At 66.7% G+C, this 26,612-nt stretch carries 28 protein-coding genes and 2 tRNA genes; 19 read left to right on the top strand and 11 right to left on the bottom strand.

Annotated features, from left to right (window positions below; genetic code table 11):
• Positions 1-4: 4 nt before the first annotated feature.
• From B3587_RS15710 to B3587_RS15670, 9 genes are all read left to right on the top strand, one after another.
• Positions 5-955 carry a type II secretion system F family protein gene (locus B3587_RS15710; protein WP_292730410.1) on the top strand — a complete coding sequence of 317 codons (951 nt, stop codon included), beginning with the start codon at positions 5-7 and terminating at the stop codon, positions 953-955.
• 46 nt (positions 956-1,001) lie between these two features.
• A complete protein-coding gene (locus B3587_RS15705) occupies positions 1,002-1,199 on the top strand; it encodes a DUF4244 domain-containing protein (protein ID WP_228178008.1) in 198 nt (65 codons plus the stop codon).
• Positions 1,196-1,528 carry a TadE family type IV pilus minor pilin gene (locus B3587_RS15700; protein WP_292730407.1) on the top strand — a complete coding sequence of 111 codons (333 nt, stop codon included), beginning with the start codon at positions 1,196-1,198 and terminating at the stop codon, positions 1,526-1,528. The genes B3587_RS15705 and B3587_RS15700 overlap by 4 nt, the downstream gene beginning before the upstream one ends.
• Positions 1,528-1,845, top strand: a complete 318-nt coding sequence (locus B3587_RS15695) for an Rv3654c family TadE-like protein (RefSeq protein WP_292730404.1) — start codon at positions 1,528-1,530, stop codon at positions 1,843-1,845. Before B3587_RS15700 ends, B3587_RS15695 begins: the two co-directional genes overlap by 1 nt.
• A gap of 63 nt (positions 1,846-1,908) precedes the next feature.
• The gene (topA, locus tag B3587_RS15690) at positions 1,909-4,641 is read left to right on the top strand and encodes a type I DNA topoisomerase (protein ID WP_228178011.1); all 2,733 of its coding nucleotides are present in this window, start codon (positions 1,909-1,911) and stop codon (positions 4,639-4,641) included.
• Entirely contained in the window at positions 4,638-5,267 is a 630-nt protein-coding gene (gene tmk / locus B3587_RS15685) for a dTMP kinase (RefSeq protein WP_228178012.1), read from the top strand. The genes topA and tmk overlap by 4 nt, the downstream gene beginning before the upstream one ends.
• 59 nt (positions 5,268-5,326) lie before the next feature.
• The gene (locus B3587_RS15680; RefSeq protein WP_292730400.1) at positions 5,327-6,499 is read left to right on the top strand and encodes a DNA polymerase III subunit delta'; all 1,173 of its coding nucleotides are present in this window, start codon (positions 5,327-5,329) and stop codon (positions 6,497-6,499) included.
• Positions 6,496-8,043 carry an alpha/beta hydrolase gene (locus B3587_RS15675; protein ID WP_228178014.1) on the top strand — a complete coding sequence of 516 codons (1,548 nt, stop codon included), beginning with the start codon at positions 6,496-6,498 and terminating at the stop codon, positions 8,041-8,043. The genes B3587_RS15680 and B3587_RS15675 overlap by 4 nt, the downstream gene beginning before the upstream one ends.
• 68 nt (positions 8,044-8,111) lie before the next feature.
• A tRNA-Thr gene (locus B3587_RS15670) sits at positions 8,112-8,184 on the top strand.
• 174 nt (positions 8,185-8,358) lie between these two features.
• On the opposite strand, the gene B3587_RS15665 is transcribed toward B3587_RS15670, so the two are convergent.
• A complete protein-coding gene (locus B3587_RS15665) occupies positions 8,359-9,465 on the bottom strand; it encodes an IS1249 family transposase (protein ID WP_292730396.1) in 1,107 nt (368 codons plus the stop codon).
• A gap of 317 nt (positions 9,466-9,782) precedes the next feature.
• On the opposite strand from B3587_RS15665, the gene B3587_RS15660 reads away from it, so the two are divergent.
• The gene (locus B3587_RS15660) at positions 9,783-10,169 is read left to right on the top strand and encodes a hypothetical protein (protein ID WP_292730393.1); all 387 of its coding nucleotides are present in this window, start codon (positions 9,783-9,785) and stop codon (positions 10,167-10,169) included.
• 7 nt (positions 10,170-10,176) lie between these two features.
• Here the strand turns inward: B3587_RS15660 and B3587_RS15655 are convergent, their stop codons facing one another.
• Entirely contained in the window at positions 10,177-11,133 is a 957-nt protein-coding gene (locus B3587_RS15655; protein ID WP_228178016.1) for a DMT family transporter, read from the bottom strand.
• A 53-nt stretch (positions 11,134-11,186) separates the two neighbouring features.
• Between B3587_RS15655 and B3587_RS15650 the strand changes: the two genes are divergently transcribed.
• Positions 11,187-13,493: an MMPL family transporter gene (locus B3587_RS15650; RefSeq protein ID WP_292730391.1), complete on the top strand. Its 2,307-nt coding sequence runs from the start codon at positions 11,187-11,189 to the stop codon at positions 13,491-13,493.
• A gap of 20 nt (positions 13,494-13,513) precedes the next feature.
• Entirely contained in the window at positions 13,514-14,092 is a 579-nt protein-coding gene (locus B3587_RS15645; protein WP_228178018.1) for an isochorismatase family protein, read from the top strand.
• Here the strand turns inward: B3587_RS15645 and chrA are convergent, their stop codons facing one another.
• The 4 genes from chrA to B3587_RS15625 form a co-directional block, all read right to left on the bottom strand.
• A complete protein-coding gene (gene chrA, locus B3587_RS15640; RefSeq protein WP_228178019.1) occupies positions 14,093-15,325 on the bottom strand; it encodes a chromate efflux transporter in 1,233 nt (410 codons plus the stop codon).
• Positions 15,326-15,334: 9 nt separating this feature from the next.
• Complete coding sequence (locus tag B3587_RS15635; protein ID WP_228178020.1) at positions 15,335-16,099, bottom strand: aquaporin; 765 nt, start codon at positions 16,097-16,099, stop codon at positions 15,335-15,337.
• Positions 16,096-16,506, bottom strand: coding sequence for an arsenate reductase ArsC (locus B3587_RS15630; RefSeq protein WP_228178021.1), 411 nt, complete (start codon positions 16,504-16,506; stop codon positions 16,096-16,098). The genes B3587_RS15635 and B3587_RS15630 overlap by 4 nt, the downstream gene beginning before the upstream one ends.
• A 74-nt stretch (positions 16,507-16,580) precedes the next feature.
• Entirely contained in the window at positions 16,581-17,474 is an 894-nt protein-coding gene (locus tag B3587_RS15625; protein ID WP_292730385.1) for a metalloregulator ArsR/SmtB family transcription factor, read from the bottom strand.
• A gap of 52 nt (positions 17,475-17,526) precedes the next feature.
• Here B3587_RS15625 and B3587_RS15620 point away from each other — a divergent pair, with 52 nt between their 5' ends.
• Entirely contained in the window at positions 17,527-18,321 is a 795-nt protein-coding gene (locus B3587_RS15620; protein WP_228178023.1) for an MOSC domain-containing protein, read from the top strand.
• Between the two features lie 30 nt (positions 18,322-18,351).
• Here B3587_RS15620 and B3587_RS15615 read toward each other — a convergent pair.
• Positions 18,352-18,427: transfer RNA gene (locus B3587_RS15615), tRNA-Lys, on the bottom strand.
• Positions 18,428-18,536: 109 nt separating this feature from the next.
• On the opposite strand from B3587_RS15615, the gene B3587_RS15610 reads away from it, so the two are divergent.
• Positions 18,537-18,788 carry an antitoxin gene (locus B3587_RS15610; RefSeq protein ID WP_292730379.1) on the top strand — a complete coding sequence of 84 codons (252 nt, stop codon included), beginning with the start codon at positions 18,537-18,539 and terminating at the stop codon, positions 18,786-18,788.
• The gene (locus B3587_RS15605) at positions 18,785-19,213 is read left to right on the top strand and encodes a TA system VapC family ribonuclease toxin (protein ID WP_292730377.1); all 429 of its coding nucleotides are present in this window, start codon (positions 18,785-18,787) and stop codon (positions 19,211-19,213) included. The genes B3587_RS15610 and B3587_RS15605 overlap by 4 nt, the downstream gene beginning before the upstream one ends.
• A gap of 102 nt (positions 19,214-19,315) precedes the next feature.
• Here the strand turns inward: B3587_RS15605 and B3587_RS15600 are convergent, their stop codons facing one another.
• On the bottom strand, positions 19,316-19,984 hold the full coding sequence (locus B3587_RS15600) for a fasciclin domain-containing protein (RefSeq protein WP_292730374.1): 669 nt from the start codon (positions 19,982-19,984) through the stop codon (positions 19,316-19,318).
• 122 nt (positions 19,985-20,106) lie between these two features.
• Here B3587_RS15600 and sigK point away from each other — a divergent pair, with 122 nt between their 5' ends.
• The 4 genes from sigK to B3587_RS15580 all read left to right on the top strand — a co-directional run bounded on the left by sigK (position 20,107) and on the right by B3587_RS15580 (position 23,519).
• A complete protein-coding gene (gene sigK, locus B3587_RS15595; RefSeq protein WP_292730371.1) occupies positions 20,107-20,697 on the top strand; it encodes an ECF RNA polymerase sigma factor SigK in 591 nt (196 codons plus the stop codon).
• Positions 20,694-21,449: an anti-sigma factor gene (locus B3587_RS15590; protein WP_228176815.1), complete on the top strand. Its 756-nt coding sequence runs from the start codon at positions 20,694-20,696 to the stop codon at positions 21,447-21,449. Before sigK ends, B3587_RS15590 begins: the two co-directional genes overlap by 4 nt.
• Positions 21,450-21,479: 30 nt before the next feature.
• A complete protein-coding gene (locus tag B3587_RS15585) occupies positions 21,480-22,118 on the top strand; it encodes a DNA-directed RNA polymerase subunit beta (RefSeq protein ID WP_228176816.1) in 639 nt (212 codons plus the stop codon).
• A gap of 516 nt (positions 22,119-22,634) precedes the next feature.
• Entirely contained in the window at positions 22,635-23,519 is an 885-nt protein-coding gene (locus tag B3587_RS15580) for an aminodeoxychorismate lyase (protein ID WP_292730366.1), read from the top strand.
• An 82-nt stretch (positions 23,520-23,601) separates the two neighbouring features.
• Here the strand turns inward: B3587_RS15580 and pstB are convergent, their stop codons facing one another.
• The 3 genes from pstB to pstC are packed head-to-tail and all read right to left on the bottom strand — an operon-like array spanning position 23,602 to position 26,451.
• On the bottom strand, positions 23,602-24,381 hold the full coding sequence (pstB, locus tag B3587_RS15575) for a phosphate ABC transporter ATP-binding protein PstB (protein WP_228176818.1): 780 nt from the start codon (positions 24,379-24,381) through the stop codon (positions 23,602-23,604).
• Between the two features lie 16 nt (positions 24,382-24,397).
• Complete coding sequence (gene pstA, locus B3587_RS15570) at positions 24,398-25,489, bottom strand: phosphate ABC transporter permease PstA (RefSeq protein WP_228176819.1); 1,092 nt, start codon at positions 25,487-25,489, stop codon at positions 24,398-24,400.
• Positions 25,489-26,451 (bottom strand): phosphate ABC transporter permease subunit PstC, encoded by a 963-nt coding sequence (gene pstC, locus B3587_RS15565; RefSeq protein WP_292730361.1) that lies wholly within the window; start codon positions 26,449-26,451, stop codon positions 25,489-25,491. Before pstC ends, pstA begins: the two co-directional genes overlap by 1 nt.
• Between the last annotated feature and the right edge of the window lie 161 nt (positions 26,452-26,612).

Genomic DNA, 26,612 nt, shown 5'->3' with positions numbered 1-26,612 from the left:
TGTCATGACAGCGCAGGTCGCCGAGACAGTTCTGCGCGTCGCTGTGTTGCTCGAGGCCGGGGTCACCCCGACTCGTGCCTGGGACCATCTGGCGAAGCAGGGCGACCTGCAGGCGTCGCAGGTCGTCAATGCCGTCGACGGCGGTGCCCGAATTGACAGCGCGATCGCTGCCCTGGCCGTCGAGCCCGCACCGGAGCCACGCCGCAGGATCCGCATCGCGAGAGTCGATGCGGTGGGCGAGTCGGTCCACGCACGAGAGCGACGAATGTGGCGAGACGTGGCTGCGGCGTGGTCGATCGCGACGACGGTCGGGGCGCCGCTGGCGCCCGCCCTTCGCTCCTTCGCCGACGTGCTGCGGGATGCCGAGGAGTCAGCTGACGAGATCCGCGTCGCTCTGGCCGAACCGACGTCCACTGCTCGACTGCTCGGCTGGCTTCCGGCTGTCGGAATCGGTCTCGCATTCGCCCTCGGGTTCGATCCCCTCGGAACGTTGCTGCGCGAGCCTGCCGGATGGGCATGTGCCGTGGCCGGCGTCGGGCTACTCATGGCCGGGCGACGCTGGACGTCGCGGCTGGCGCTTGCCGCTCACCGTGACGCCGTGATGCCGGGAATGGATGCCGACCTCACCGCGATAGCGCTCAGCGGCGGCGTATCGGTGTCGCGGGCCCGGACCCTCGTGGATGCCGCGCGCGGCGCGGATGCCGACGATTCCGCGGCGGTGCGTGACACTCTCCTCCTTTCTGAGGCGGCAGGAGTTCCGGCGGTCGAACTGCTGCGCTCGGCGGCCGCGCTGGATCGGCACCGGGCTCGGGTCGACGGTCGCCTGCGCGCAGCTCGCCTGTCGACCAAACTGCTCCTGCCGCTCGGCGTGTGCACGCTCCCGGCCTTCCTGTGCCTGGGCGTTGCGCCGATGTTCCTCAGCATCCTGCCGTCCGTGTCTCTTCCCCTCCCCTGACCGTGCCCACTTCCTGTGCCCGCTTCCACAACCGATTGGAGAACCCATGTCCTCACTGCCCCGTTTGACCTCGCGTGCCGCGCGCGAGCTGTTTCTGGACGAGACCGGCGCCGCCACCGCGGAATACGCGATTGCCACGATGGCCGCAGTCGCCTTCGCTGGCCTTCTGGTCGTGATCATGCGCTCGGACGAGGTGCGCGGCATCCTCACCGACCTGGTGCGCCGCGCGCTCAGCGTCGAATGATCCGCGACGGACTCGGCGGTGATCGCGGGTCGGTCGCCGCCGAGTTCGCGATCGCGATGACTGCTGTCGCGGTTGTGGTGCTTCTCGCCGTCGGGATTCTGGGTGCTGCCGGGCGGCAGATTCTGTTGCAGGATGCCGTTGCCGACGCTGCGCGCCTTGCCTCACGCGGCGAAAGCGGCGCGCGCGTGAGTGCCGCCGTGCAGGCAGCCGTCCCCGGCGCGTCGGTCGAGATCAGCGACGAGGGAGACCTCGTGTGCGTGACCGCGGCGCGCACGGTTTCCGGGATTCCCGTCACAGCGCGCGGCTGCGCCCTCGCGGATGGCTGGTAATGGCGGGCACCGTTGCCTCGGCGGGCATTGCGGTGATCGGTGCTGCGGTGATCGTGGCGGCGGCGGGCGTGGGCGCGGCATCCGTCGTCGCCCAACGCGTGGCCGGCGCGGCTGACTCGGCGGCTCTCGCGGCAGCGGATGCCGCATCCGGAGCGGTCCCCGGTGTCCCCTGCGATCGGGCTGCCGAGGTCGCTTCCGCGCTGGGAGCAGGGATGCGTTCGTGCGAGCTTGTCGAGCTCATCGCGACCGTGTCGGTTTCGGTTCCCTTCGGCGCGTTCGAGGTCACTGCAACCGCACGCGCCGGCCCGCCACCGTAGCGCTCTCAGCCTTCGCTGTGTCGCCGTGTGTGTATGGTGTGCATCGAAGAAAGGAAGCTTTCGTTGGCCACAGGCAAGAAGCTTGTCATCGTCGAGTCCCCGACGAAGATGAAGTCGATCCAGGGATACCTGGGCGACGGGTACGAGGTGCTCAGCTCGGTGGGACACATCCGCGACCTTGCGAGCAAGAAGGACATCCCGGCCGAAAAGAAGCAGGCCTACGGGAAGTATTCGATCGACGTCGACAACGACTTCGACCCCTACTACGTCATCAGTGATCGCAAGACCAAGACCGTCGCTGAACTCAAGCGCGCACTGAAGGATGCCGACGAGGTCCTGCTGGCCACAGATGAGGACCGCGAGGGTGAGGCCATCGCCTGGCACCTGCTCGAGGTGCTCAAGCCCAAGGTTCCCGTCAAGCGCATGGTCTTCCACGAGATCACCAAGGATGCGATCCGTGCCGCCGTCGACAAGACCCGAGACCTCGACCTTGCCCTGGTCGACGCGCAGGAGACCCGGCGCGTGCTCGACCGCCTCTACGGGTGGGATGTCTCGCCGGTGCTGTGGCGCAAGGTCGGCTCGGGCCGCGAAGGAGCTGCCCTTTCTGCCGGCCGCGTGCAGTCCGCCGCAACCCGCATGGTCGTCGACCGCGAGCGGGAGCGGATGGCGTTCGTTCCCGCCGACTACTGGGACGTCGAGGCTCTCGCCGGCAAGAATGGCTCTTCCTTCACGACGCGCCTCGCGCGCCTCGACGGCGCATCGCTCGCGCGCGGAGCGGACTTCGACGACAAGGGCCAGCTGAAGAAGGCGGTCGTCGTCCTCGACGAAGCAGCGGCGCGCGCACTCGCCGCAGCCGTGGAGGCCGCTGCTGAGGCATCCGTCACCGCCCTTGACGCAAAGCCCGGCACCCGTAGCCCCAAGCCGCCGTTCACGACCTCGACCCTGCAGCAGGAGGCAGGCCGCAAGCTCTCGATGAGCGCGAAACACGCCATGAGCGTCGCTCAGCGCCTCTACGAGAAGGGGTACATCACCTATATGCGCACCGACTCGACGGCCCTGTCGGCGCAGGCGGTCACCGCCGCGCGCACGCAGGCCGTCGAGCTCTACGGCGACAAGGCCGTGCCGCTGAACCCGCGGACGTACCGCAACAACTCCAAGAACGCGCAGGAGGCGCACGAGGCGATCCGTCCGTCGGGTGAGTTCTTCCGCCGCCCGAGCGAGGTCACCGGCCAGCTCGACCGCGACGAAGAGCGCATGTACGACCTCATCTGGAAACGCACGATCGCCAGCCAGATGTCGGATGCCAAGTACGAGACCACCACCGTCACGCTGGCCCTCGATGCCGATGGCAAGAAGGCCGAGTTCACGGCATCCGGAACCGTCTACACCTTCAAGGGCTTCCTCGAAGCCTACGAAGAGGGCCGCGACGAAAAGCGTGCCGATGCCGACCGCTCCGACGACCAGTCGCTGCCGGCGCTCGCGGTCGGCGATGTGCTGAGTCTCACGGATGTCGAGCCCAAGGGCCACAGCACGAGCCCCAAGCCCCGCTACACCGAGGCGAGCCTCGTGAAGGCGCTCGAAGAGAAGGGCATCGGACGCCCGTCGACGTTCGCGAGCATCATCGACGTCATCCTCGACCGCGGGTACGTCACCAAGCGGGGTCAGGCCCTTGTGCCCAGCTGGGTCGCGTTCAGCGTCGTGCGTCTGCTCGAAGAGCACTTCTCGGAGCTTGTCGACTACGACTTCACTGCCGCGCTCGAAGACGACCTTGACGCCATTGCGCGGGGTGAGCAGAAGCGCATCGAGTGGCTCAAGGAGTTCTACTACGGTTCGGATGCCCACGTCGGCCTTCGCAACATCGTCGACAACCTCGGCGACATCGACGCGCGTGAGCTCAACGCGCGTCCGATCAGCGACACCGTGACCCTGCGTGTCGGCAAGTACGGGCCCTACCTCGAGGTCATCGACCCTGCGAACCCGGATGCCGACCCGCGCCGCGTCAACGTTCCCGACGACCTCGCGCCCGACGAGCTCACGCCCGAGAAGGCACAGGAACTGATCGACGCCCCGGTCGCCGGCAACCGCGTCCTCGGCGAGAACCCCGCCAACGGCAAGCTCGTCGTCGTCAAGGATGGCCGATTCGGCCCCTACATCGAAGAAACCGAGCCCGAGGCCGCCGCGGTCGTTGACCCGGAGACCGGTGAGGTTCTCGAGACAGCACCGGCTGAGCCGGCGCCCGCGGCGAAGGGCAAGAAGTCCACCGCGAAGAGCGCTGCCCCGAAGAACCGCACGGCGTCACTGTTCCGGTCGATGTCGGTGGACACGATCGACCTCGAGACGGCGCTGCGCCTGCTCGATCTGCCGCGTGTCGTGGGTGAGGATCCCGCCTCGGGCGAGCAGATCACGGCGCAGAACGGTCGATTCGGTCCGTACCTGAAGAAGGGCACCGACTCGCGCTCGCTCGAGAGTGAGGCGCAGATCTTCGACATCACGCTCGAGCAGGCGCTCGAACTCTATGCCCAGCCGAAGTACGGTGCCCGCCGCGCGTCGAGTGCGCTCAAGGAGTTCGAGGCCGACCCGACCAGCGGCAAGCCGATCCGCTTGCGCGACGGCCGGTTCGGACCCTACGTCACCGACGGTGAGACCAACGCGACGATTCCGCGCGGTGAACAGGTCGATGATGTGACGTTCGAGCGTGCCGTGCAGCTGCTCGCTGACAAACGCGCGAAGGGGCCAGCACCCAAGCGCACGACCAAGCGCGCCACGACGACGCGCAAGACGACGGCCAAGAAGTGACCTCACCGGGACTGTTCATCACCCTCGAGGGCGGTGACGGGTCGGGCAAGACCACGCAGGCAAGCCTGCTTCGCGACTGGCTCGAGTCTGAGGGCCGCATCGTGGTGCGCACGCGCGAACCCGGCGGGACCGAGGTCGGTGTGCTCATCCGTGACATCGTCCTGCACCATCGAGGCGAGGTGTCGCCGCGTGCCGAAGCGCTGCTCTACGCAGCCGACCGAGCTCATCACATCGCCACGGTGGTGCGCCCGGCTCTCGCGCGGGGCGAGGTAGTCATCCAGGACCGCTACCTCGACTCGTCCGTCGCCTACCAGGGCGCGGGTCGGGTATTGGGTCGCGACGAGATCCGCGACCTGTCGCTCTGGGCTACCGGAGGGTTGCTTCCTGACCTCACCGTGCTGCTGGATCTCGACCCCGAGGCAGCTCGCGCGCGGCTCGACGCCGCCGACAAGCCCTTCGACCGGCTTGAGGCAGAGCGTGACGAGTTCCATGCCCGCGTGCGTGCCGAGTACCTTGCGCTGGCTGCCGCTGAACCCGAGCGCTTCCTCGTGCTGGATGCCTCGCTCCCGGCAGGCGAGATCGCCGAGGCGGTCCGCGCGAGGGTGACGGCTCTGCTCGCTCGGTGACGTAGGCCGCCCCGGTGACTCACGGCAGATCGTCGGATGCCGCAGCTACGCTGGGCTGCATGCAGCAAGCGCCCCCCGAACAGGTAGTTCCGTGGGGCGCCGTGTGGGGGCAGCCGGAGGCCGTCGCGCAATTCCAGGCCGCGGCATCCGACCCCGACTCACTCGCGCACGCCTGGCTGATCACGGGTCCACCCGGCTCTGGCCGCTCGACCCTCGCTGCGGCGTTCGCGGCAGCGCTCATCGCCGAGCCCGGCGACGAGGCCACGATGCGTCAGGTGATCGCGCGGACCCACCCCGATGTGACAGTGCTGCGAACCGAGCAGGTCATCATCCGCATCGACGAGGCTCGGCAGCTGGTCGAGCGCGCCTACTTCGCCCCCTCGCTCGGCCGGTATCGGGTGATCATCGTCGAGGATGCCGACCGCATGGCCGAGCGCACCTCCAACGTTCTGCTCAAAGCGCTCGAGGAGCCACCCGAGCGCACCGTGTGGGTGCTGTGCGCCCCGAGCGATGCAGACCTTCTTCCGACCATCCGTTCTCGGGTGCGTGTGGTGCGCCTGCGCGAGCCCGACGTCGCCGACGTCGCTGCGCTCATCGCCCAGCGAACCGGAGCCGATCCCGTCACTGCTGAGCAGTCAGCGCGGCACGCGCAACGGCACATCGGCATGGCACAGCGGCTCGCCACGGATGGCGAAGCTCGTGCACGTCGAGACGTGACGCTGCGAGCTGCGCTCGGTGTTCGCAGCGTCGGCGATGCTGTCGATGTGGCAGGTCGCATCGTCCAGGCGGCTACGGATGACGCCAAGGCGCTCACCACGGAGCGAGACGAGACCGAGCGCGAGAGCCTCAAGCGCACTCTCGGAATCGCCGAGGGCGCAGCCGTGCCGCCGGCGGTTCGAGCGCAGATCACCGCGCTCGAAGAGGATCAGAAGCGCCGCGCGACCCGGAGCCTGCGCGACGGAATCGACCGCGTGCTCACGGATCTGCAATCGCTGTACCGCGACGTACTCATGATTCAGTTCGGCAGGACCGACCCGACAGGAGGGAGTGTCCTGATCAACCGAGAGCTGGACGAGGACCTTCGCGCGCTCGCGGCGGCGTGGTCACCGCAGCGCACGCTGGTCGTGCTCGATGAGATCGCCCGCACGCGCCGGAACCTCGAACAGAACGTCGCACCCACCCTTGCTCTCGAGAGCCTGCTCATCACCGTCTCGTCGGGAAGGACACCATGACCGCACGCCTCGCTCGACGCATCCTGACAGCGAGCGCCACGATGGTGGCGGCGGCTGTCGCGCTCGCCGGCTGCTACCTCATCCCGATGCCGGATCAGAGCTCAGCCCCGCACCGTTCCCCGACACCGATCACCGACGGGGTCGCGGAGGATCTTCTTTCCTTCTATCAGCAGACACTGGACTGGGCCGCCTGCGGCGAAGGCTTTGACTGCACCACCGTCACCGCGCCCCTGGACTGGAGCGACCCGGATGCGGGAACGATCGACCTCTCTGTCATCCGTCACGCGGCGACCGGTGGTGAGCCGCTCGGTTCGCTGCTGACCAATCCCGGCGGCCCGGGAGCGAGCGGCGTGGATCTCGTGCGCGATTCCCTGGGTTTCGCGGTCGGTCAGGCGCTCGAGGAGAACTACGACGTCATTGGCTTCGATCCCCGCGGGGTCGGTAAGTCCACCGCGGTCACGTGCCTGGACGCTGCGGGCATGGATTCGTTCGTCTTTGACATCCCGCCCGGGCAGCGCCGTTCCGCCGAATGGGACGCGTTCGTCACCGAGCAACAGCAGGAGTTCGCGGCCGCGTGCGAGCAGAACAGCAACGGCATCCTGCCGTTCATCACGACCGGAAACGCGGCGCAGGACATGGACCTGTTGCGCGCGGTTCTTGGCGACGAGAAACTCAACTACCTCGGCTACTCGTATGGCACCTTCCTCGGGGCGACGTACGCGAAGCACTACCCGGATCGTGTCGGGCGTCTCGTGCTCGATGGCGCGATCGATCCGTCCTTGAGCGGGCTTGATGTCTCGACCCAGCAGGCCATCGGCTTCGAGAACGCGCTACGCGCCTACATGGCGTCGTGCGTGGGTCAGAGCGATTGCCCCTTCAGCGGTTCGGTCGATGAGGCCATGGGAGATCTTGCGATCCTTCTGGCCAGCGTCGACCGCGACCCCATCCGCAACAGCGATGGCCGGATGCTGGGCGCTGACTCGCTCGTGACCGCCATCGTCACCGCGCTGTACGCGGAAGAGAGTTGGCCGTACCTCACACAGGCGCTCACCGACGTGCTGCGGGGGAATCCCAGCACCGCATTCACTCTCGCCGATTTCTACTACAACCGCCAGGGCGGCCAGTATCTCGACAATTCGACCGAGGCTTTTCTGACCTACAACTGCATGGATTACCCGGACGGCGAGACGGATGCCGAGCGCGCTGCGTCTCAGGCAGCTATCGCCCAGCAGGCCCCGACCATCGCCCCCTACTGGGAGGGCGTGGACTTGTGCGACGTATGGCCATACGCACCTACTGGCGTTCGGGAGCCGATCGCCGCAGCAGGTGCCGAGCCGATCGTGGTGATCGGGACGACGGGTGACCCGGCGACACCGTATGACTGGTCGGTCGCGCTGGCCGAGCAGCTCGAGTCGGGCGTGCTCATCACGCGCGTCGGTGAGGGCCACACCGGCTACAACAAGGGCAACACATGCGTGGATGATGCCGTCGAGGCCTATTTCATCGACGGCATCGTGCCAGCCGACGGCCTTGTCTGCGAGTAGTGACAGGTGGTCACGAGCCGAGTGGGGACACGGTAAGATCGTTGATCGTGCATCGCGCGAGCGATCACGCCACCTTAGCTCAGACGGCAGAGCGATTCACTCGTAATGAATAGGTCAAGGGTTCGATTCCCTTAGGTGGCTCTGAACGAAAGAGACCGTCCGTAGGGCGGTCTCTTTCGTTCATCCGGCGGGGAGCGAACCCTTGGGTGGGCCCACGCCGCCAGAGGCTCCGGGCGCCGCGAAGCGGCGGCTGGAGTGGCGGTGGGGACGATTCCCTGGCTTATAGGTCAAAACGTGTGGATGGGGTCGGGCGTGTCAGTGTCGGCCTGCCCATCCGGAGCGGGTCCAGAGGCCTTCCTCCGCGGTGAGGGCGGTGTCGTAGAGCGGTGTGGGGTGTGGTTCCTCGTCGATGGGGTTCATGCTCGGTGTGAGCGTGGGGGTCGTGGGGATGAGCCGGTGGGCGTCGCGGATCGGGATTTCCCGGGTGGTGAGGAACCATTCGGCGGCGCGTTTCATGTGGTCTTCGGTCATGCCGCGGTGCGCTCGGAGCACGTGTCGGATGCCGTTGTTGATGCCGCCCTCGAGCGCGCTGGTGGTGCGGGGGTTGCCGTAGTCCAGCCAGGTGAACAGGACCTCGTCGCGGGTCAGTTTGCGTAGCAGCAGCCAGGCTTTGCGGAGCCGTTCGTGGGTGAACCACCAGCGGCCTTCGCGGATCGTGCGTTCCTTGGTGAGGTGCCCGTGCGCGCGCCACCAGTGGTCGAGGCGGACCTGCCAGTTGATCGCGTCCTCGACTGTTGTCACGGCTGATAGCGCGCGGGACAGGGCCAGCAGGCGACGGCCGGCGTCGGTGCGTGGGCGCAGGGTGAGGTGCTGGCGGATGTTCATCTGCACGTGGAACAAGCACCTCTGTGTCCTGGTCTGCGGCCAGGTCTGACGGACCGCGGAGGCTACTCCTGCGCCGCCGTCGCAGACGATTACCGCTGGTGCGGGGATACGTTCTAGCAGCGCAGTCCAGGCCGCTGTTGATTCTCGGGCGCACCATTGCCAAGCCAGGACCTGCAGGTGTTCGGTGACCGCGATCAGCAGGCACCAGGAACCAACCCAGATCCCGTCGACCAGGACGCTGTGATGCGTGGTCTCGACCGGTCCGAGCGAGGGCTCCACCTCCCAGCACCACGCGGTATCGCGACGGAACGCGCGGGCCGCGGCGGGCCCGCCCAGATCCTGTTGCGACGTCTTCCCGATGAGCCAGACCAGGAAAGCGGTGAGTTGGTGCCGGCGAGATACGTCCTCACGCCGCCGCACGCTCGAGGCTCCGCAGTTGGGGCATCGCCACCGCTGCGTCCCCGCCGCCGTCCTACCGTTCTTCACCAGCGGCGCACCACATACCAGACAACGGGTCGAGTTCGACGAGATCGGCACCCTCAAGCATCCCGAGGTATACCAACCCCCGATTCACACCGCCAATCCGCAGCTACATCAGCAACCCATCCACACGTTCTGTCCTATAACCCGATTCCCTTGGGTGGCTCTGAACGAAAGAGACCGTCCGTAGGGCGGTCTCTTTCGTTCATCGGCGGGGAGCGAACCCTTGGGTGGGCCCACGCCGCCAGAGGCTCCGGGCGCCGCGAAGCGGCGGCTGGAGTGGCGGTGGGGACGATTCCCTTAGGTGGCTCCGTTTATGGCCCGGGGGAGCGAACCCTTGGGTGGGCAGGTCCGCTCCCTGAGAGAATGGGGCTGTGCCACCCGCGCTAGCCGTTGCCCTGGAGATCTACACCTGGATCGGACTTGGCGCGGCTGTGCTCCTCGGCATCGCGGCCCTGATCGCGTGGGTCGCCGACGGGTCGTGGGTGCCCGTACGGGCCGTCGTCTCGCCAACTCCCGCCGGCGAGGTGGTGCGATGGTTCGATGACAGCGGCATCCTCGGCGAAGCCCCGCTGCCGCACGGCGCGACCGTGCACGATGAAGAGGTCGACCTGTGGGCGCGCCTCGGTCGGCACGATACCGTCCGGGTCTCCCGGACGTCGCCGCTGGTGCGCTCGCTCGCTCGTCTCACCGCAGGCTTCGCCGCGCTTGCCCTCATCGGCCTTGTCGTGTCGGTCGTGCTGCTGTTCCTTGAGGGCTGACGCCGCGTCAAGCGAGTGCCAGCAGCACGCCGGCGCCCAGAGCCAGCGCAAGACCCAGCCACTGCACGGCAGCGACGCGCTCGCGAAGCACGACGGCGGCGAGCAGGATCGTCCCGGCGGGGTACAACGCGGTAAGGGCTGCCACGATCGACAGGTCTCCGAGACGGAGTGCAGCGAGTAGCAGCACGTTGGCGGTGACATCAAGCACACCGCACACGAAGGCAAGGCCCCATCCTGCGGGCGTGGATCGTGCCGTCCCTGTCGGAGAGGTGCGCGCATGCTCGAGGTCGGCATGCCCGGTGGGGGTCGCGCCGAGTTCGATACCGCGGGCTCGGAGCGCGGATGTCGCGCTGGCTCCCCGCCGTGTGGCGGCGATGATCATCGCAACGACGATGACCATCGTGATGGTCGCGTTCGTGGCGCGGTTGGCGATCATCGGCACGAGCCCGCTGTCATCGCTGGCCTGATCGAGGGTGATAAGGAATGCGCCGATCGCCAATCCAGAGCCGATCGCCATCACGAGTCCGCGCGCTGACGGACGAACCGCACCTTGTCCGGGGATGAATCCGACGAGCACGACGGCGATCAGAGCCACCCCGAGCCCGAGGTAGCCGGTGACCGTCAGGCTCTCACCGCCGATCGTGAGCCCCCAGATCATCGGTGCAATCGCGGACGTGACCGCGGTGACGGGGGAGAGGATGCTCATCGGGCCGATCGCGAGGCAGGCGTATAGAAGCGCGATCGCTGTCACGCCGAACACTCCCGAGAGCGCGCCCCAGGCGACGTCTTCGATGTTCCACCGGGCTCCGAGCAGGGGGATCAGTATGAACAGAACGACCAGACCGCTCAGAGCCGCCGTCGCGGTAACGACGATCGAGCGCAAGCGTCTGGCTGCAAGGCCCCCGAAGAAGTCGGCGGCGCCGTAAATGAACGCTCCCAGGAGAGCGATTGCTGCCGACACCATCCGTCAACGATAGGGCTTGCGCGGATGCCGGTTTAGCTAGATAAGCTAGCAAGATGGCTCAGAAGAAGAACTCCGTCCGCCCCTCCCGGTGGTTGCGAATCGGCATCCCCGCGTTGCTCGTGCTGATCTGGGTCGGGGTGGGGTCGGTCGGGGGCCCCTACTTCGGAAAGGTCGACGAGGTCGCGAGCAACGACCAGTCGAGCTTCCTCCCCGAGAGCGCGGACGCCACGCGCGTCGCTGAGCGCCTCCCAGACTTCTTGGGTGACGAAGCAATCCCCGCCGTCCTTGTCGTGACGGGCGACGGAGAGCTCACCGATGATCAGCTCGCCGAGGTCCAGACGCTCGTCGACGAGATCGCGAACATCGACGGTGTCCTCGATGGAGTATCCCCACCGGTGGTCTCGGATGACGGCGAAGCGGTGCAGGTCTTCATCCCGATCGATTCGTCGGGTGAAGTGCGTGAGATCGTCGAAGAGATCCGTACCCTCGTCACCGACGATCTGCAGGCGCCGCTCGAGGGGTGGGTAACGGGACCGGCAGGCTTCACGTCTGACCTCGTCAAGGGATTCCTCGGCATCGACGGACTGTTGCTCATCGTCGCCCTAGTGGCGGTGTTCGTCATCCTGGTGATCGTCTACCGATCGCCGCTGCTGCCGATCCTCGTGCTCATGACCTCGACCTTCGCGCTGACCGTGGCGCTGCTCGTTGTGTGGTGGCTCGCCTACGCCGGCGTCTTCGTCCTCAACGGTCAGGTCCAAGGCATCCTGTTCATTCTCGTGATCGGCGCGGCAACAGACTATGCCCTGCTGTATGTCGCGAGATTCCGGGAGGCCATCGGCGAGGGCGAGCAGCGATGGAACGCGACGCTGCGTGCCTGGAAGGGATCCTTCGAGCCGATCCTCGCGTCGGGCGGCACAGTCATCGCGGGTCTTCTGATCCTGCTGCTCTCGGATCTTGCGACCAACCGGGCGCTAGGACCCATCGCCTCGATCGGCATCGCGTTCGCGATGCTCTCCGCCCTCACCTTCCTGCCCGCGCTGCTCGCGCTCTTCGGCCGCGTAGCGTTCTGGCCGTTCATCCCCAAGCACGGGCTCGCAGAGCTTCCCGACGACTTCACCAAGCCGGTCAAGGGATTCTGGCCACGCCAAGCGCGCCTGATCGCGCGACGGTCGCGCCCGGTCTGGATCATCACGACGGTCGCGCTGCTGGTGGCAGCCCTCGGTGCCACCCAGTTCAAAGCGGATGGTGTGGCATCCAGCGACCTCGTGCTGGGCTATTCCGAAGCGCGAGACGGGCAGAATGTTCTCGCCGAGCACTTCCCGGCAGGCTCCGGTAGCCCCGTCTACGTGATCGTTCCCGAGAGCGAGCTTGCCGCCGCGGTCACGATCCTCGACGACAGCGCCGGGATCGACTCGGTATCTGTCGCCTCCGAGGACTCGCCGAGCGGACAGGCGCCTGTCTCTGTCGAAAACGGGGAGCCGGTCTTCACGGCCTTCGGGCCGCCGGGTACTCCGGCGCCGAGCCCCACCGTCTCGGACGGCGACGTGCTCGTGATCGCGACGCTGACGGATGCCGCGGACTCGGTCGAGGCCGAGCAAACCGTGCGCGACCTGCGCGTCGCGTTCACCGACGAGCTCGGCGACGGTGTCGCCCTGGTCGGCGGAGTGACGGCGACGGATGTCGATTCCAACGACACCTCGATCCGCGATCGCACCGTCATCATCCCGATCGTGCTGGTGGTCATCCTGCTGATCCTGATGCTGCTGCTGCGGGCAGTGCTCGCGCCGGTCCTGTTGATCCTCACGGTTGTCGTGTCGTTCGGTTCGGCCCTCGGTGTCAGCGCGCTCGTCTTCGACTACGTCCTCGGGTTCCCGGGCGCAGACCCGGCAGTACCGCTTTATGGATTCGTGTTCCTCGTTGCCCTCGGCGTCGACTACAACATCTTCTTGATGTCGCGCGTGCGGGAGGAGTCGCTCGTGCACGGCACGCGTCGCGGCATCTTGCGCGGGCTCGTCGCCACCGGCGGGGTGATCACATCGGCGGGCCTCGTGCTCGCAGCGACCTTCGCTGCGCTCGGGGTCATCCCGATCCTGTTCCTCGCACAGCTGGCGTTCATCGTCGCGTTCGGTGTGCTGCTCGACACCTTCGTCGTGCGCTCGCTCCTCGTCCCGGCCCTGTCGTACGACATCGGGCGGGCGATCTGGTGGCCGTCGAAGCTCTGGCGGCGCGGACCCGAAGTGGTGGGAGCGGTTCACGACCCGCGGTCGGCTGACCTTGTCGGAGCCACCCACGCCGAGGGCGAGTCGCAGCCGCTCAGCCGCCGTGCGCTGCGGAAGAAGCGGGATTCCGACGACGGGTGAACGAGCGTAGCCTCGACGTTATGGGTAGGGCACTGTTCATCGTCGATGTCCAGAACGACTTCACCGAAGGCGGCGCGCTCGGTGTCGAGGGCGGGGATGCCGTAGCCGAACGGATCTCGCAGTACCTCGTGACGCACGCCGAGGAATACGACATCATCGTCGCCTCGCGCGACTGGCACCATCCCGATCACGACAATGGCGGACATTTCCATCCCGAACCTGACTTCGTCGACACGTGGCCGGTCCACTGCGTGAGCGGGACGGAGGGCGCGGAGTACGACCCGGGTTTCGACACGGCATCCGTCACCCACCACGTCAAGAAGGGGCAAGGAGAACCGGCGTACTCACTCTTCGAAGGTACGACGGATGACGGCGCCAAGGTGTCGGATCTGCTGACCGAGCACGGGATCCTCGAGGTGGATGTCGCCGGCATCGCCACCGACTACTGCGTCCGCGCCTCGACGCTGGACGCGATCGCGCACGGCAGACACGTGCGGGTGATCACGAACCTCATCGCGGGGGTCGCCGCCGAATCCAGTGAGGCTGCGCTCGCCGAGGTCGCGCACGCCGGCGCTGAACTGGTCGAGATTCCGACCTGATCAGGAAACTCCCAGCGCAGCCAGCAGGATGCCGCCCGCACCCCCGATGAGGACGACTGCCCAGGGCGGCAACTTCCACGCAATGAGCAGCACGAAGCACACGAGCGCGAGGCTGAACGACCCTACGCCGACGATCCCCGTCGTGAAGAGCGGGTCATAGAGAGCCGCGCCGAGGATGCCGACCACGGCGGCGTTCGCCCCGCGCATGAGCGACTGCATCCAGGTTCGCCCTCGAAGAGCGTTCCAGAACGGCAGCACACCGACCAGTACCAGAAACCCGGGAAGGAAGATCGCGACCAGGGCGATGGCGGCGCCGAGAACGCCGCCGGGGCCGACCGATGACAGGGTCCCGAGGTAGGCCGAGAAGGTGAACAGCGGCCCGGGCATCGCTTGCACGGCGCCGTAGCCGGCGAGGAACTGCTCGGGACTCACCCATCCGGTCTCGACCACCCCCGCCTGCAGCAGCGGGAGGACGACGTGTCCGCCGCCGAAGACGAGGGCTCCGGCGCGGTAGAACGTGTCGAACAAGCTCACAGCCCCGTTGCTGCTGAGGGCGGCGAGGATCGGCATCCCGAGCAGGATGACGACGAACGCCACCAGGCTGACGACTCCTGCTGTGCGTGATACCGGGAAACGCATGAGACCGGTGTCGCCGATTCCGGCGGGCGCGGACCGGCAAAGGAGGAGACCGGCGACCGCGCCGAGAACGATCGCGAGGACCTGTCCGATCGATCCCGCGAGAAGGAGCGCGACGACTGCCGCAACCACGGCAATTGAGGCACGCCGCGCATCGGGGGTCAGCGTCTTCGCCATGCCCCAGACCGCCTGGGCGACGATAGCCACCGCCACGATCTTCAGGCCCGTCAGCAGACCCGCACCGATGACACCCTCAAACAGTGCCGCGCCGAACGCGAAGGCGACCATGAGGATCGCCGAGGGCAGCGTGAAAGCGAGGAAGGCCGCGAGAGCGCCGAGCGGGCCGGCACGGTGCAGGCCCATCGCGAAGCCGACCTGGCTGGACGCCGGCCCGGGCAAGAACTGGCACAGGGCGACCAGGTCGGCATATGCCTTGTCACTCATCCACCGGCGTCGCGCGACGAGGTCGTCGCGGAAGTAGCCGAGGTGCGCGATCGGTCCGCCGAAGGAGGTAAGGCCCAGGCGCAGGAAGGCCCAGAACACCTCGCCTGCCGAGCCGCGCGATGCGGTGGCGGTGTCGTGGGCGCTCGCGGTCACGGCCGGATTCTACGGGGCGGTTCGGTCGCGGCGGTGAACAGCTGAGGCGTCGGGATCGACATCCGCATGCGGGATGACGATCTCTTCGGCAGCATCAGCGACGTGGGGGAAGAGCGCGATCGCTGCGACCACCGCGATAGCAGCGCCGACAAGCTGCGCGGCGATGAACGGGAGTACCGACGGAGCCCCGATGCCGGCGAAGGTGTCGCTGAACAGGCGCCCGATCGTGACCGCGGGGTTCGCAAACGACGTCGAGCTGGTGAACCAGTACGCCGCACCGATGTATGCGCCTACCGCCGGTGCTGCTGCAGCGCCGCGCCCGGTGCGGGCGAGCGCGACGATCAGCAGCACGAGTCCGAACGTCGCGACAACCTCTGCGATCAGCGTTGCCGGAGTTGCTCGGGCAGTGGTCGACAGGCTCGTGGGCACGTCGAACATGACGTTGGCGAGGACGGCTCCGCCGATAGCGCCGGCGATCTGGGCGAGCGTGTAGATCCCGAGCATCGGCCCTGTGAGCCCCACTCGGCGGCGCCGCCCGAGGAACCAGTCCACGAGCGACACCGCCGGATTGAAATGTGCGCCTGAGATCGTGCCGAACATCAGGATCAGAACCGATAGGCCGAGGGCCGTCGCGATGCTGTTGGCGAGCATTTGGATGCCGACATCCGTTGTAAGCCTGGTCGCCATGATGCCCGAGCCGACCACCACCGTGACGAGCAGTCCGGTGCCGAGGAACTCCGCGGCGGCTCGGCGGGCGAGGGGAGCGAGAGTCACGCGGCGGGGGCGATCTCGGAAAGCAGGGTCTCGACGCGTCCCCGGATCTCGTCACGGATGCGGCGCACGGTCTCGACATCCTGGCCGGCCGGGTCGTCAAGCTGCCAGTCTTCGTAGCGCTTGCCGGGGTAGATCGGGCAGGCGTCGCCGCATCCCATCGTGATGACGACGTCGGACTCCTGCACGGACTGCACAGTAAGGACCTTGGGCGCGTTGTTCGCGATGTCGATGCCCTCTTCGGCCATGACCTGCACGGCGACGGGGTTGATCTGGTCCTTCGGCTGAGATCCCGCCGAGCGGACCTCGACACGGTCGCCGGCGAGGGCCTGCAGGTATCCGGCGGCGATCTGCGAGCGACCGGCGTTGTGGACGCAGACGAACAGGACGACGGGAGGGGTTGTCGACATGGGCTTCACCTTTCTCGGGTTGAGAAAAGCATAGATGGTTATCTATCTATCGGGGAAGCCGAACCCAGGGGAGTTCAGCTCGTGTTCACTTTCTCGGCGGAGCGAAGTTCTGTGAGGAGTTCTCGCACGCGCCTGTCGATGTCATCACGGATGCCGCGCACGGCTGCGAGCGGCTTGCCGACGGGATCTTCGAGCTCCCAATCGAGGTATCGCGTTCCGGGATAGATGGGGCAGGCGTCGCCGCATCCCATCGTGATGACGACATCCGCGGCACGAACTGCTTCGTCGGTCAGTGGCTTCGGGAACTCGTCGCCGATCGAGACGCCGATCTCATCCAGCGCGGTGACGATCGTCGAGCGAACGTCCGTGGTAGGTGCAGAGCCAGCGGTTCGCACGCTGACCGCGCCGCCGGCGAGGTGGCGCAGGATGCCGGCCGCCAGTTGGGATCTGCCGGCGTTCTGCACGCACACGAACAGCACGCTCGGCGGTGCTCCCCTCGACGAGGATGCCTCCGCGATCGCCTCGAGCCGGCTTGCGGCGAACGAGAACGTGCGGGATGCCAGAAGAGGGGCATCCGTCGCCGACAGGCGTGCATGGCTGTCGGCGACGACCTCACGAATCTGGTCGGCGTCGACGCGCTCGCCGAATCGGGCCTGGAGGTCCGTCGTAATCCGAGCCAGGTCAACGGATGCCGTCTCCCGCCGCCGGCCCAGGATTGCATTGACGCGGTCAGCGGCATCGGGCGCGATCGAGTACCACACCTGCCGCCCCTCGGGCTCGCGGGTCACGATCCCATCCGTCAGCAGCGTCTTCATGTGGTGACTCACCGTGGGCTGACGCAGACCGAGCTCGACCGCAAGGCGCCCGACGAGCACGCGACCGTCGGGGGAGGCGCGCATGAGGCTCAGGATGCGGGCGCGGGTCGGGTCGCCCAGTGATGTGAGCGCGGCATCCGTTCCGGCATCCATTGATCGCAGTCTATCGAAGTGAGCGGTACCCGGCGCGTGGCACGATGGCGGCATGGCATCTGTCGCCGCGCTGTATCGCTACCCGGTGAAGGGGTTCACGCCCGAAGTGCGCGAGCAGATCGTGGTGCAGGACGACGGGCGCGTCGAGGGTGATCGGGTGCTTGCCTTTCGGTTCGCCGATGCCGTCGAGCCCGAGGTCGAGGACGGGCTGCCGTACTGGCCGAAGAAGCGCGGCCTTGCGCTCATGGACATGCCCTCGCTCGCGCGGCTGAAGCTGAGTTACGACAGCCATCGGCGCTGGCTCACGATCAGCGACGGCGATCGCATGCTCGTGGATGCCGCTCTCGACGACGCGGGTCGCCGAGAGATCGAGGATTCCGTCACGGCATGGCTGCGTGAGACTTCCGATGCCCGGCATCTAGAGCGCCCCGGCCGGCTTCCGCTTCGGCTCATTGGTGACGGCGTCACCTCGCAGTTTCAGGACCGGCCCCGCGGGTATGTGTCGGTTCATGCGGCGGCATCCGTCGTGGAACTTGGGCGGGCCACCGATGGCGTTGTCGATGACCGCCGATTCCGCTCCAACATCGTGGTCGAGGGCATTGCGCCGTGGAGCGAGCTCGAGTGGCAGGGGAGGGTGCGGATCGGCGACGTCGTGTTCGCGGTGCAGCGTCCTATCGTGCGGTGCGCTGCGATCATGGCAAACCCCGACACCGGTCTGCAGGACGCGCCACTGCTGCGAACCCTCACGCGGGAACTCGGGCAGTCCGCGCCGACGCTGGGTGTTCTGCTGCTCCCCAAGAGCGGCGGCGGAGTTCTCCGCATTGGTGACCCCGTCGAGGTCGCATAGCGCGCGACAACCACTCGAGTAACGCTGACATGGTGGGCCCGGAGGGGCTCGAACCCTCGACCCGCGGATTAAAAGTCCGATGCTCTACCGACTGAGCTACAGGCCCCAGGGCTACCAGCCTACTTCGTGCGCGGTATCCGCTTTGCGACCCTGCAGTAAAGCGTCTCATGCGCGCTGCATCAAAGCATCATGGCAAGTGATGATATGATGCAGGGATGCGGACCACGATCACGCTGACCTCAGCTGCCGAGGAATCCGTGCGCAAGGTCATGCGTGAGCGTGGCCTCTCTTTCAAGGACGCGGTGAACTCGGCGATCCTCGCTGGTCTGGACCCCGATCCCGTGGACAGCTACGAGACGCCGGTGCACAGGCTCGGCAAGGCAAGCGTCCCGTTGGATCGTGCTCTCGCTATCGCGGCTGAACTGGAAGACGAGGCAATCACTCAGAAGCAAGAGCTGGCGAAGTGAAACTCGTTGACGCCAACGTCCTGCTCTACGCCGTAGACGCGGATGCGCGTCATCACGCGGAGGCGAAGACGTGGCTCGATAGCGCACTGAGTTCGAGGGAAACCGTCGCGATTCCGAGGGTCTGCGCATTGGCCTTTGTTCGTCTGGTGACGAGTCGTCGGATCTACGCGAATCCCTTACCGGTCGATGACGCCTTCGACATCCTCAACGGATGGATGAATCGACCTAGCGTCATCAGCCCCGAGCCCGGCGCCGGACACTCCGATCGGATGCGCATGCTTCTCGCCGACGTCGGCACCGGTGGGAATCTGGTCATGGATGCTCACCTTGCTGCCCTCGCCATCGAGAATCGCGCACAGATCGTGACCTTCGACGGTGACTTCGGGAGGTTTCCGGGAGTCGTCTGGGGGCGGCCCGGGGATTGAAGCCCGGGGCCGCTTCCGACCACACAGAAACGACGAGGCCGCCGCATCCGAAGATGACGACGGCCTCGCGTCCCTCCACCCTGGGGGATCGCCAACGGGCGCTCACATGGGAGGCATGAGCACCGTGTCGACGAGGTACACGACAGCGTTGGCGGTCTGAACGCCACCGCAGATGACCATGGAGTCGTTGACCATAAGGTCATCGCCCGAACCGGTCACCTCCACGTCAGCACCCTGCACCGTGGTGTGGGTGCCGGGAAGGTCCTCAGGCAGGATCTGACCGGGAACGACGTGGTACGTCAGGATCGACGTCAGCAGATCCGAGTCAGTCGACAGCGTGTCGATCGTGGCCTGGTCGATCTTCGCGAACGCGTCATCGACCGGAGCGAAGACGGTGAACTCGCCACCGTTGAGGGTGTCGACGAGGTTCACGTCGGGGTTCAGTCCGCCGCTCACGGCTGCGGTGAGCGTCGTCAGCAGCGGGTTGTTGGATGCCGCGGTAGCAACGGGGTCCATGGCCATGCCATCGACGGAGCCGGCGCCAGAAGGCACGGCCTCGGCGTACTCCATGCAGCCCGGGCCCACGAGGTAGGCGGCGGCATCCATTTCCTCCATGTCGTCCATGGGAGTGGTCTGTTCGGTCATCGGCGTCTCGGCCATCTCGTCGTCCATGTCCCCCGTGCTGGCGGTGGAGCAGGCAGAAAGGGCAAGTGCGGCGACGAACGCCAGCGAGGCGCCAGCTGCGACGCGCGACTTCTTGGTGATCAACATTGTTCCTCCGGTGTTGTCGGAGCCTCGTCAGGGCTCGTGGTCGTCCGCTCGTGGCGGCCTACACAGGGGTCTTCGGAAGCGAGTCGACATCGGATGGGAAATTCATGCGGCATGCTGGACGCATGGTGATCGACGGCATGGACGTGCCAGACGACGGGGCGGGCGCCGTCGATCACGTCGCGGAACTTCTCGAACGAGTCGCGCGCGGCGACCACGAGGCTTTCGCGAGCCTCTACGACATGCTGTCGTCGCGGGTCTTCGGACTCATCCTGCGCGTGGTGGTGGACCGGTCGCAGAGCGAAGAGGTTCTGCAGGAGGTGTTCCTGGAGGTGTGGCAATCCGCCGCGCGCTTCGCTCCGAACAAAGGCCAGGGCAGATCCTGGGTGCTGACGATCGCACACCGCCGAGCCGTCGACCGCGTGCGGGCTTCGCAGGCGAGCGTCGATCGCGACATCCGGGTCGGGTTCCGTGACATCGACGTCGCTCACGATGGCGTCGCCGAGCAGGCGGAACTGCGGATCGAGAGCCGACGAGTAACAGAGGCGCTCACCGCCCTTCCCGAATCACAGCGCGAGGCCCTCACCCTCGCGTATTTCGGGGGTTACAGTCAGAGCGAGATTGCGGCGCTGGTGGGGGCGCCGCTGGGAACAGTGAAGACCCGGATGCGCGACGGCTTGTCGCGCCTGAGAGCAGAAATGGGGGTGGCCTCATGAACGAGCAGGAGTTCGCCGAGCTGTCGGCGGCGTCCGCCCTCGGCGCTCTCGACGCTGAGCAGCAGCAGGCCTTCGACCTCGCTCTCACGATGCATCCGGAATGGCGCGGCATCGCTGAACGCGACCTCGAGACCGCGGCTGCGCTCGCCGACTACGCACCCGAGGTCGACCCGCCCGCAGAGCTTCGCCACCACATCCTCACCCGAATCGCGCTGGCGCCGCAGACGGATGCCGTCCCGATCGGTGCGACACCGGCGCCGAGTACTGGCGCCATCCAGACCCAGTCCCGCACGCGCTGGATGCGCAGCATGTTCGCCCTCGCGGCATCCTTCGTTCTTCTTGTCGCGCTGGGCTTCACCGCCGTCAGCATCAACGACTGGGTCAACCGCCCGCCCGAGGTCGTGGCCCTGCAAGAGGTTCAGTCGGCACCGGATGCGCAGTCCGCGACGGCTCAGATCGAAGGCGGCGGCGAGTCCACTGTTTACTGGGCCGACTCCGTCGGAAAGGCCGTCATCGTCTCGGACGGACTTCCGCAGATCGCTGACGATCAGAGCTATGAACTGTGGTTCGTGAGAGGCGATGAGTCTCCGATCCCGGCCGGCGCGTTCGCAGCGAGCGGGCAGCGAACCGAGACGTGGATCCTCGATGGCGAGATGGAGCCGGGTGACACGATCGCCATCACGATCGAGCCTGCCGGTGGTTCCCCGACGGGCGAGCCCACGTCCGACGCGGTGGTCGCGATCGCGACCTGAGCGGCTCTCGTCGCGACTACCCTGGAGCGGGTGAGTGACGACCCCCGGCCCTACCACAAGCCCGTCCGCAGACCTGCCGAGCTGTTCGACCGGCTGTTTGCTGCCGAGGACCCCGCCGAGGTCTCCCGTGTCGCGCACTCGACGGCGCAGGCGCTGTTGTCACGCGTTCGGGCCAACCCCGACGAGGCCGTCGTTGACAGGCTTATCGCCTTCACCGCCGAGCACGGGATCGACGACATCGCGGAGCTATGGTCGCGCTCACCGGCCAAGACTCTGCCTGGGGCGCTCTGGCGGCTCTACCTCGTGCAGCTGATGATCCATGACGACCCGAGCACAGCGGCTTTGACGTACGAGCGGGGGCGCGCAGCTCTCGACACGGCGGATGCCCTGATCGCCGGGGCGCCCGTTCCGGCAAGCCCCGACGAGCTCGTCACTCTCGTCGACACGATCCTGCGAGGGCTCTTCCGCGGTGACTTTGCGGTAGCTCTCGATCGCGCCGCCGCGTTCTGCCGTGTGCAGGCGGCTGGTGCCACATACCTGGCTGATGACTACGACGCAACCGAGTCAGACCGCAGCGCCGCCTTCACGACCCGCGCGCTGCGCTTGAGTGACTACGCATCCGACCTGAGCGCCTGCGCGGCCCTCTGGCGCCGCGAATCCCTCACCTGATCAAGGGCCGCAGCGCCCGACCTCGCTCCCCGCCTCGGTATCCTGCCCCGGCATCGTGGCGCGAACCCACATCATCGGTCGCGAGCCCGCAGGTTTCGGGCGTCGGATGCTGTGGGCTGGCGCGGAAAGGCGTGGGTTCAGCGCCTCCGTCCCGGTCAGCTGGCCGCAGCCGGTCAGCCCCTGACCTCGGCATCCTGCCGTGGCATCGTGGCGCGAACCCACACCATTGGTCGCGAACCCAGAGGTTTCGGGCGCTGAATGCTGTGGGTTCGCGCGTGAGCGTGTGGGTTCGACACTCGGAGCGTGCGGGTTCAGCGACCTGGGGGTGGGCGCGGGAGGACGGAGTCGCGGCGGACCTGCAGGCCACCCAGACACGAAAGTGCCGGGCCGCAGAACGCCTCTCGGCGCGAGGCCGCTCGTAGCGGCAGAAGATGGAGCCCGGGGTTACTGCGGCCCGGCTATGACAGTCTAACCGCGTCACCGGACTGGGTATTCCCGACGCGTAGGCTTCATCGCATGGCCACGACTTTCGCCCTCATGATCCAGCCTGCTGAGGCGGATGCCGACCGCACCGACTTCGCTGATACGTTCGCCTCGGTGGATCCCGAAGCCCCCGCGCTGAGCGTCGGCGAGCTGAGCACGCAGCGCGGCGACGGCATCTTCGAGTCGATCGGCGTCGTCGACGGTCACTCTCAAGAAGTCGACGCCCACCTCGACCGGCTCGCCCACTCCGCGCGGATTTGCGATCTTCCGGCGCCGAACCTGGCGCAGTGGCGTGCTGCGATTGCCGCGGTGGCCGCGCACGCCCCGGCGGGAGAGTCGGTCATCAAGCTCATCCTCAGCCGCGGTATCGAGCACGGGCCGACCCCAACCGCGTGGGTCACGCTCGCACCCGCGGCTGACTTCACCGCGGTGCGCACGAACGGCATCCGTGTTGTGACGCTCGACCGCGGCTACGACTCCACGGTCCCGGCGCGCGCGCCCTGGTTGCTTCTGGGGGCCAAGACGCTGTCGTACGCCGTCAATATGGCGGCGCTTCGTGAGGCTCGCCGTCGCGGGGCGGATGACGCGATCTTCGTCACCACCGACGGCTTCGTGCTCGAGGCTCCCACGGCGTCCCTGGTGCTGCGCCGCGGGGACCGGTTCATCACTCCGGCGCCGACCGGCGGCATCCTGCACGGCACGACGCAACTGAGCATGTTCGCCTACCTCGAGGAGCGCGGCTACGAGAGCGGGTACGAGCAGATCACGACCACGTCGCTCGCGAACGTCGATGCGGCATGGCTCGTGTCGAGCGTTCGTCTAGCAGCGCCCATCACCTCGATCGACGGGTCGTCGATCCCGACGGATGCCGCTTTCACGGCCGACCTGAACGCCTATCTGCTCAGCGCCCGCGACTGACGCTCAGCGGCGCGAATCGTTGTGACCGAAACCGAAGAGGGGGCGTAGCCGACAGGCCACACCCCCCATCCGTTCCCGGTGCTTACCCGAAGCGGCCCGAGACGTAGTCCTCGGTGTCCTTGACCTTCGGGCGGGTGAAGATGGTGGTGGTCTCGTCGTACTCGATGAGCTTGCCCGGCTTGCCGGTGCCGGCGATGTTGAAGAACGCGGTCTTGTCGGACACGCGCGAGGCCTGCTGCATGTTGTGGGTCACGATGACGATCGTGTACTCGCTCTTGAGCTCCTCGATGAGGTCTTCGATCGCGAGGGTGGAGATCGGGTCCAGGGCCGAGCAGGGCTCGTCCATCAGCAGCACGTCCGGTTCGACAGCGATGGCGCGAGCGATGCACAGGCGCTGCTGCTGACCACCCGACAGACCCGATCCGGGGCGGTCGAGGCGGTCCTTGACCTCGTTCCACAGGTTCGCGCCCTGCAGCGACTTCTCGACGAGCGCATCCTGGTCGCCCTTGGACATGCGCTGGTTGTTGAGCTTCACGCCGGCGAGCACGTTCTCGCGGATCGACATCGTCGGGAAGGGGTTGGGGCGCTGGAAGACCATGCCGACCTGGCGACGCACGAGCACGGGGTCGACGCCTGCGCCGTACAGGTTGTCGCCGTCGATCAGCACCTCACCCTCGACACGGGCGCCCGGGATCACTTCATGCATCCGGTTGAGGGTGCGAAGGAAGGTGGACTTGCCGCAGCCCGAGGGGCCGATGAAGGCGGTTACCGAGCGGGGCTCGATCGTGAGCGAGACGCCCTCGACGGCGAGGAAGTTGCCGTAGTAGACGTTGAGGTCGTTGACATCGATGCGCTTGGACACGGATATTCCTTCGGGTTCAGCGACCGGTCTTGGGCGCGAAGAACTTCGCGACAAAGCGGGCGGCGAGGTTGAGCACCATGACGATCAGGATCAGGGTCAGGGCCCCGGCCCACGCGCGCGAAATCGCGGCGTCGGGGTTGGTGCCCTGGTTGGCGTACTGGTTGTAGACGAACACGGGGAGGGTCATCATGTTTCCATCCCAGATGTTCCAGTTCATGCTCTGCGTGTAGCCGGCGGTGAGCAGCAGCGGAGCGGTCTCTCCGATGACGCGGGCGATCGCCAGCATGACACCGGTGGTGATACCGGCGATGGATGTCGGCAGCACGACCTTGACGATCGTGAGCCACTTGGGAACACCGAGCGCGAAAGACGCCTCGCGCAGTTCGTTGGGAACCAGGCGCAGCATCTCTTCGGAGGATCGGACGACGACCGGGATCATGAGCACGCTCAGCGCGATGGCGCCTTCGAAACCTGACGAGTATCCGGCTCCGAAGAAGATGACAAACACGGCGTAGGCGAAAAGACCCGCGACGATCGAGGGGATGCCGGTCATCACGTCGACGAAGAACGTGATCGCTCGAGCGAGCTTGCCGCTGTTGCCGTACTCGACGAGGTAGATCGATGTCATGAGGCCGATCGGCACCGAGATGATCGTCGCGGTGAGCGTGATCATCAGAGTTCCGGCGATGGCATGCAAGGCGCCGCCGCCGTCGCCGATGACGTTGCGCATCGACTGCGTGAAGAAGTCGAGGTCGAACCGGGCAAGACCGTTGACCAGAACCGTGAACAGCAGGGAGATCAGCGGCAGGAGAGCGACGGTGAACGCTGCCGAGACCACCGCGGTGATGAATCGGTCAGTCGCGTTGCGGCGTCCCTCGACGATGGATGCCACGACGAAGATCAGGATGGCGTACAACACCGCGCCCAGGAACACAGCGGCGACGATGTTGTAGTTGGCGACGGGCTGGTCGATGTTCAGGAGGAAGAACACTAGGCCCATGACCAGGAGGGAGCCTGCGAGCAGGAGCCAGCTCGTTCCCCGGGGGAGCCGTCCGTTCGAGAAGTTGTTGACGCCAGAACGCGTCGCGGTGGCGGTAGCGGTGGACATCAGTTGGCTCCCGAGAACTCAGCGCGGCGGTTGACGATCCAGCGAGCGATCGCGTTGACGGCGAAGGTGACGACGAACAGAACGAGGCCGGTGGCGATCAGCAGGCTCACACCTGTGCCGTATGCCTCGGGGAACTGCAGGGCGATGTTCGCCGGGATGGTGGTCGGGTTGGTTGCGGTCAGCAACTCGAAGGTCACGACTCCCGATACCGAGAGCACCATCGTGACGGCCATCGTCTCGCCGAGTGCTCGACCGAGTGCGAGCATCGCCGCCGATACCATGCCACCGCGGGCGAAGGGCAGCACTGCCATCTTGATCATTTCCCAGCGGGTGGCGCCCAGGGCGAGAGCCGCCTCTTCATGAAGCACTGGCGTTTGCAGGAAGACTTCGCGGCAGATCGCGGTCATGATCGGCAGCACCATGATCGCGAGCACGAGGGCGGCTGTGAGGATCGTGCGGCCGGTGGCTGACACCTGGCCGCTGAACAGCGGAATCCATCCGAGGTAAGTGTTCAGCCACACATAGAAGGGCTGCACGAACCCGGCGAGCACCAGGCCGCCCCAGAGGCCGAAGACCACCGAGGGCACGGCGGCGAGGAGATCGATGATGTACCCAAGGACGGCTGCCGCCCGGCGCGGTGCGTAGTGCGAGATGAACAGGGCGATCCCGATCGCGAGCGGCGCGGCCATCACCAGCGCGAGGATCGATGACCAGATCGTTCCGAACACGAGCGGCCAGGTGTACTCGAGGAAGGTCCGGCCCTTCAGGAGCGGGTTCTCGTCCGGGGGAGTCGTGAAGGCGGGGATGCTCTCGATGACCAAAAAGATCGTGACAGCGGCCAGGACCGCCAGGATGATGATCCCTGCCCCGAGCGCCGTTCCCGAGAAGACGAGGTCTCCCGGGCGTTTCTTGGCGTGGATCTTCGCCGGGGCTTCGGGTCCCGCGTCCGTGGTCGTCGCCATCCGTGTGTCCTTCGTGTCGAGTCCGGGTCAGGCTCAGCGAGAGCTCCGGTGAAACCGGCTCTCTCGCTCAGCCCGCCCCGTTCAGTACATCGTGAATGTACCGAACGGGGCGGCCGAGAGGGAGGTTGATCAGCCGATCAGGGCGATTGCGGCGTTGACCT

Source organism: Microbacterium sp. UBA837 (assembly GCF_002296025.1).
GTDB lineage: Bacteria > Actinomycetota > Actinomycetes > Actinomycetales > Microbacteriaceae > Microbacterium.
This window is presented reverse-complemented; position numbering and strand designations above follow the sequence as displayed.

What these genes read in the sequence shown, in the direction of transcription:
- B3587_RS15590 (WP_228176815.1), top strand. Translation starts at nt 20,694, where the DNA reads ATGAACGAGCAGGAGTTCGCCGAGCTGTCGGCGGCGTCCGCCCTCGGC.
- B3587_RS15580 (WP_292730366.1), top strand. Translation starts at nt 22,635, where the DNA reads ATGGCCACGACTTTCGCCCTCATGATCCAGCCTGCTGAGGCGGATGCC.
- B3587_RS15645 (WP_228178018.1), top strand. Translation starts at nt 13,514, where the DNA reads ATGGGTAGGGCACTGTTCATCGTCGATGTCCAGAACGACTTCACCGAA.
- pstA (WP_228176819.1), bottom strand. Translation starts at nt 25,489, where the DNA reads ATGTCCACCGCTACCGCCACCGCGACGCGTTCTGGCGTCAACAACTTC.
- B3587_RS15700 (WP_292730407.1), top strand. Translation starts at nt 1,196, where the DNA reads ATGATCCGCGACGGACTCGGCGGTGATCGCGGGTCGGTCGCCGCCGAG.
- B3587_RS15710 (WP_292730410.1), top strand. Translation starts at nt 5, where the DNA reads ATGACAGCGCAGGTCGCCGAGACAGTTCTGCGCGTCGCTGTGTTGCTC.
- sigK (WP_292730371.1), top strand. Translation starts at nt 20,107, where the DNA reads ATGGTGATCGACGGCATGGACGTGCCAGACGACGGGGCGGGCGCCGTC.
- pstC (WP_292730361.1), bottom strand. Translation starts at nt 26,451, where the DNA reads ATGGCGACGACCACGGACGCGGGACCCGAAGCCCCGGCGAAGATCCAC.
- B3587_RS15705 (WP_228178008.1), top strand. Translation starts at nt 1,002, where the DNA reads ATGTCCTCACTGCCCCGTTTGACCTCGCGTGCCGCGCGCGAGCTGTTT.
- B3587_RS15680 (WP_292730400.1), top strand. Translation starts at nt 5,327, where the DNA reads ATGCAGCAAGCGCCCCCCGAACAGGTAGTTCCGTGGGGCGCCGTGTGG.
- B3587_RS15650 (WP_292730391.1), top strand. Translation starts at nt 11,187, where the DNA reads ATGGCTCAGAAGAAGAACTCCGTCCGCCCCTCCCGGTGGTTGCGAATC.
- B3587_RS15655 (WP_228178016.1), bottom strand. Translation starts at nt 11,133, where the DNA reads ATGGTGTCGGCAGCAATCGCTCTCCTGGGAGCGTTCATTTACGGCGCC.
- B3587_RS15620 (WP_228178023.1), top strand. Translation starts at nt 17,527, where the DNA reads ATGGCATCTGTCGCCGCGCTGTATCGCTACCCGGTGAAGGGGTTCACG.
- B3587_RS15625 (WP_292730385.1), bottom strand. Translation starts at nt 17,474, where the DNA reads ATGGATGCCGGAACGGATGCCGCGCTCACATCACTGGGCGACCCGACC.
- B3587_RS15600 (WP_292730374.1), bottom strand. Translation starts at nt 19,984, where the DNA reads ATGTTGATCACCAAGAAGTCGCGCGTCGCAGCTGGCGCCTCGCTGGCG.
- B3587_RS15695 (WP_292730404.1), top strand. Translation starts at nt 1,528, where the DNA reads ATGGCGGGCACCGTTGCCTCGGCGGGCATTGCGGTGATCGGTGCTGCG.
- B3587_RS15610 (WP_292730379.1), top strand. Translation starts at nt 18,537, where the DNA reads ATGCGGACCACGATCACGCTGACCTCAGCTGCCGAGGAATCCGTGCGC.
- B3587_RS15630 (WP_228178021.1), bottom strand. Translation starts at nt 16,506, where the DNA reads ATGTCGACAACCCCTCCCGTCGTCCTGTTCGTCTGCGTCCACAACGCC.
- B3587_RS15675 (WP_228178014.1), top strand. Translation starts at nt 6,496, where the DNA reads ATGACCGCACGCCTCGCTCGACGCATCCTGACAGCGAGCGCCACGATG.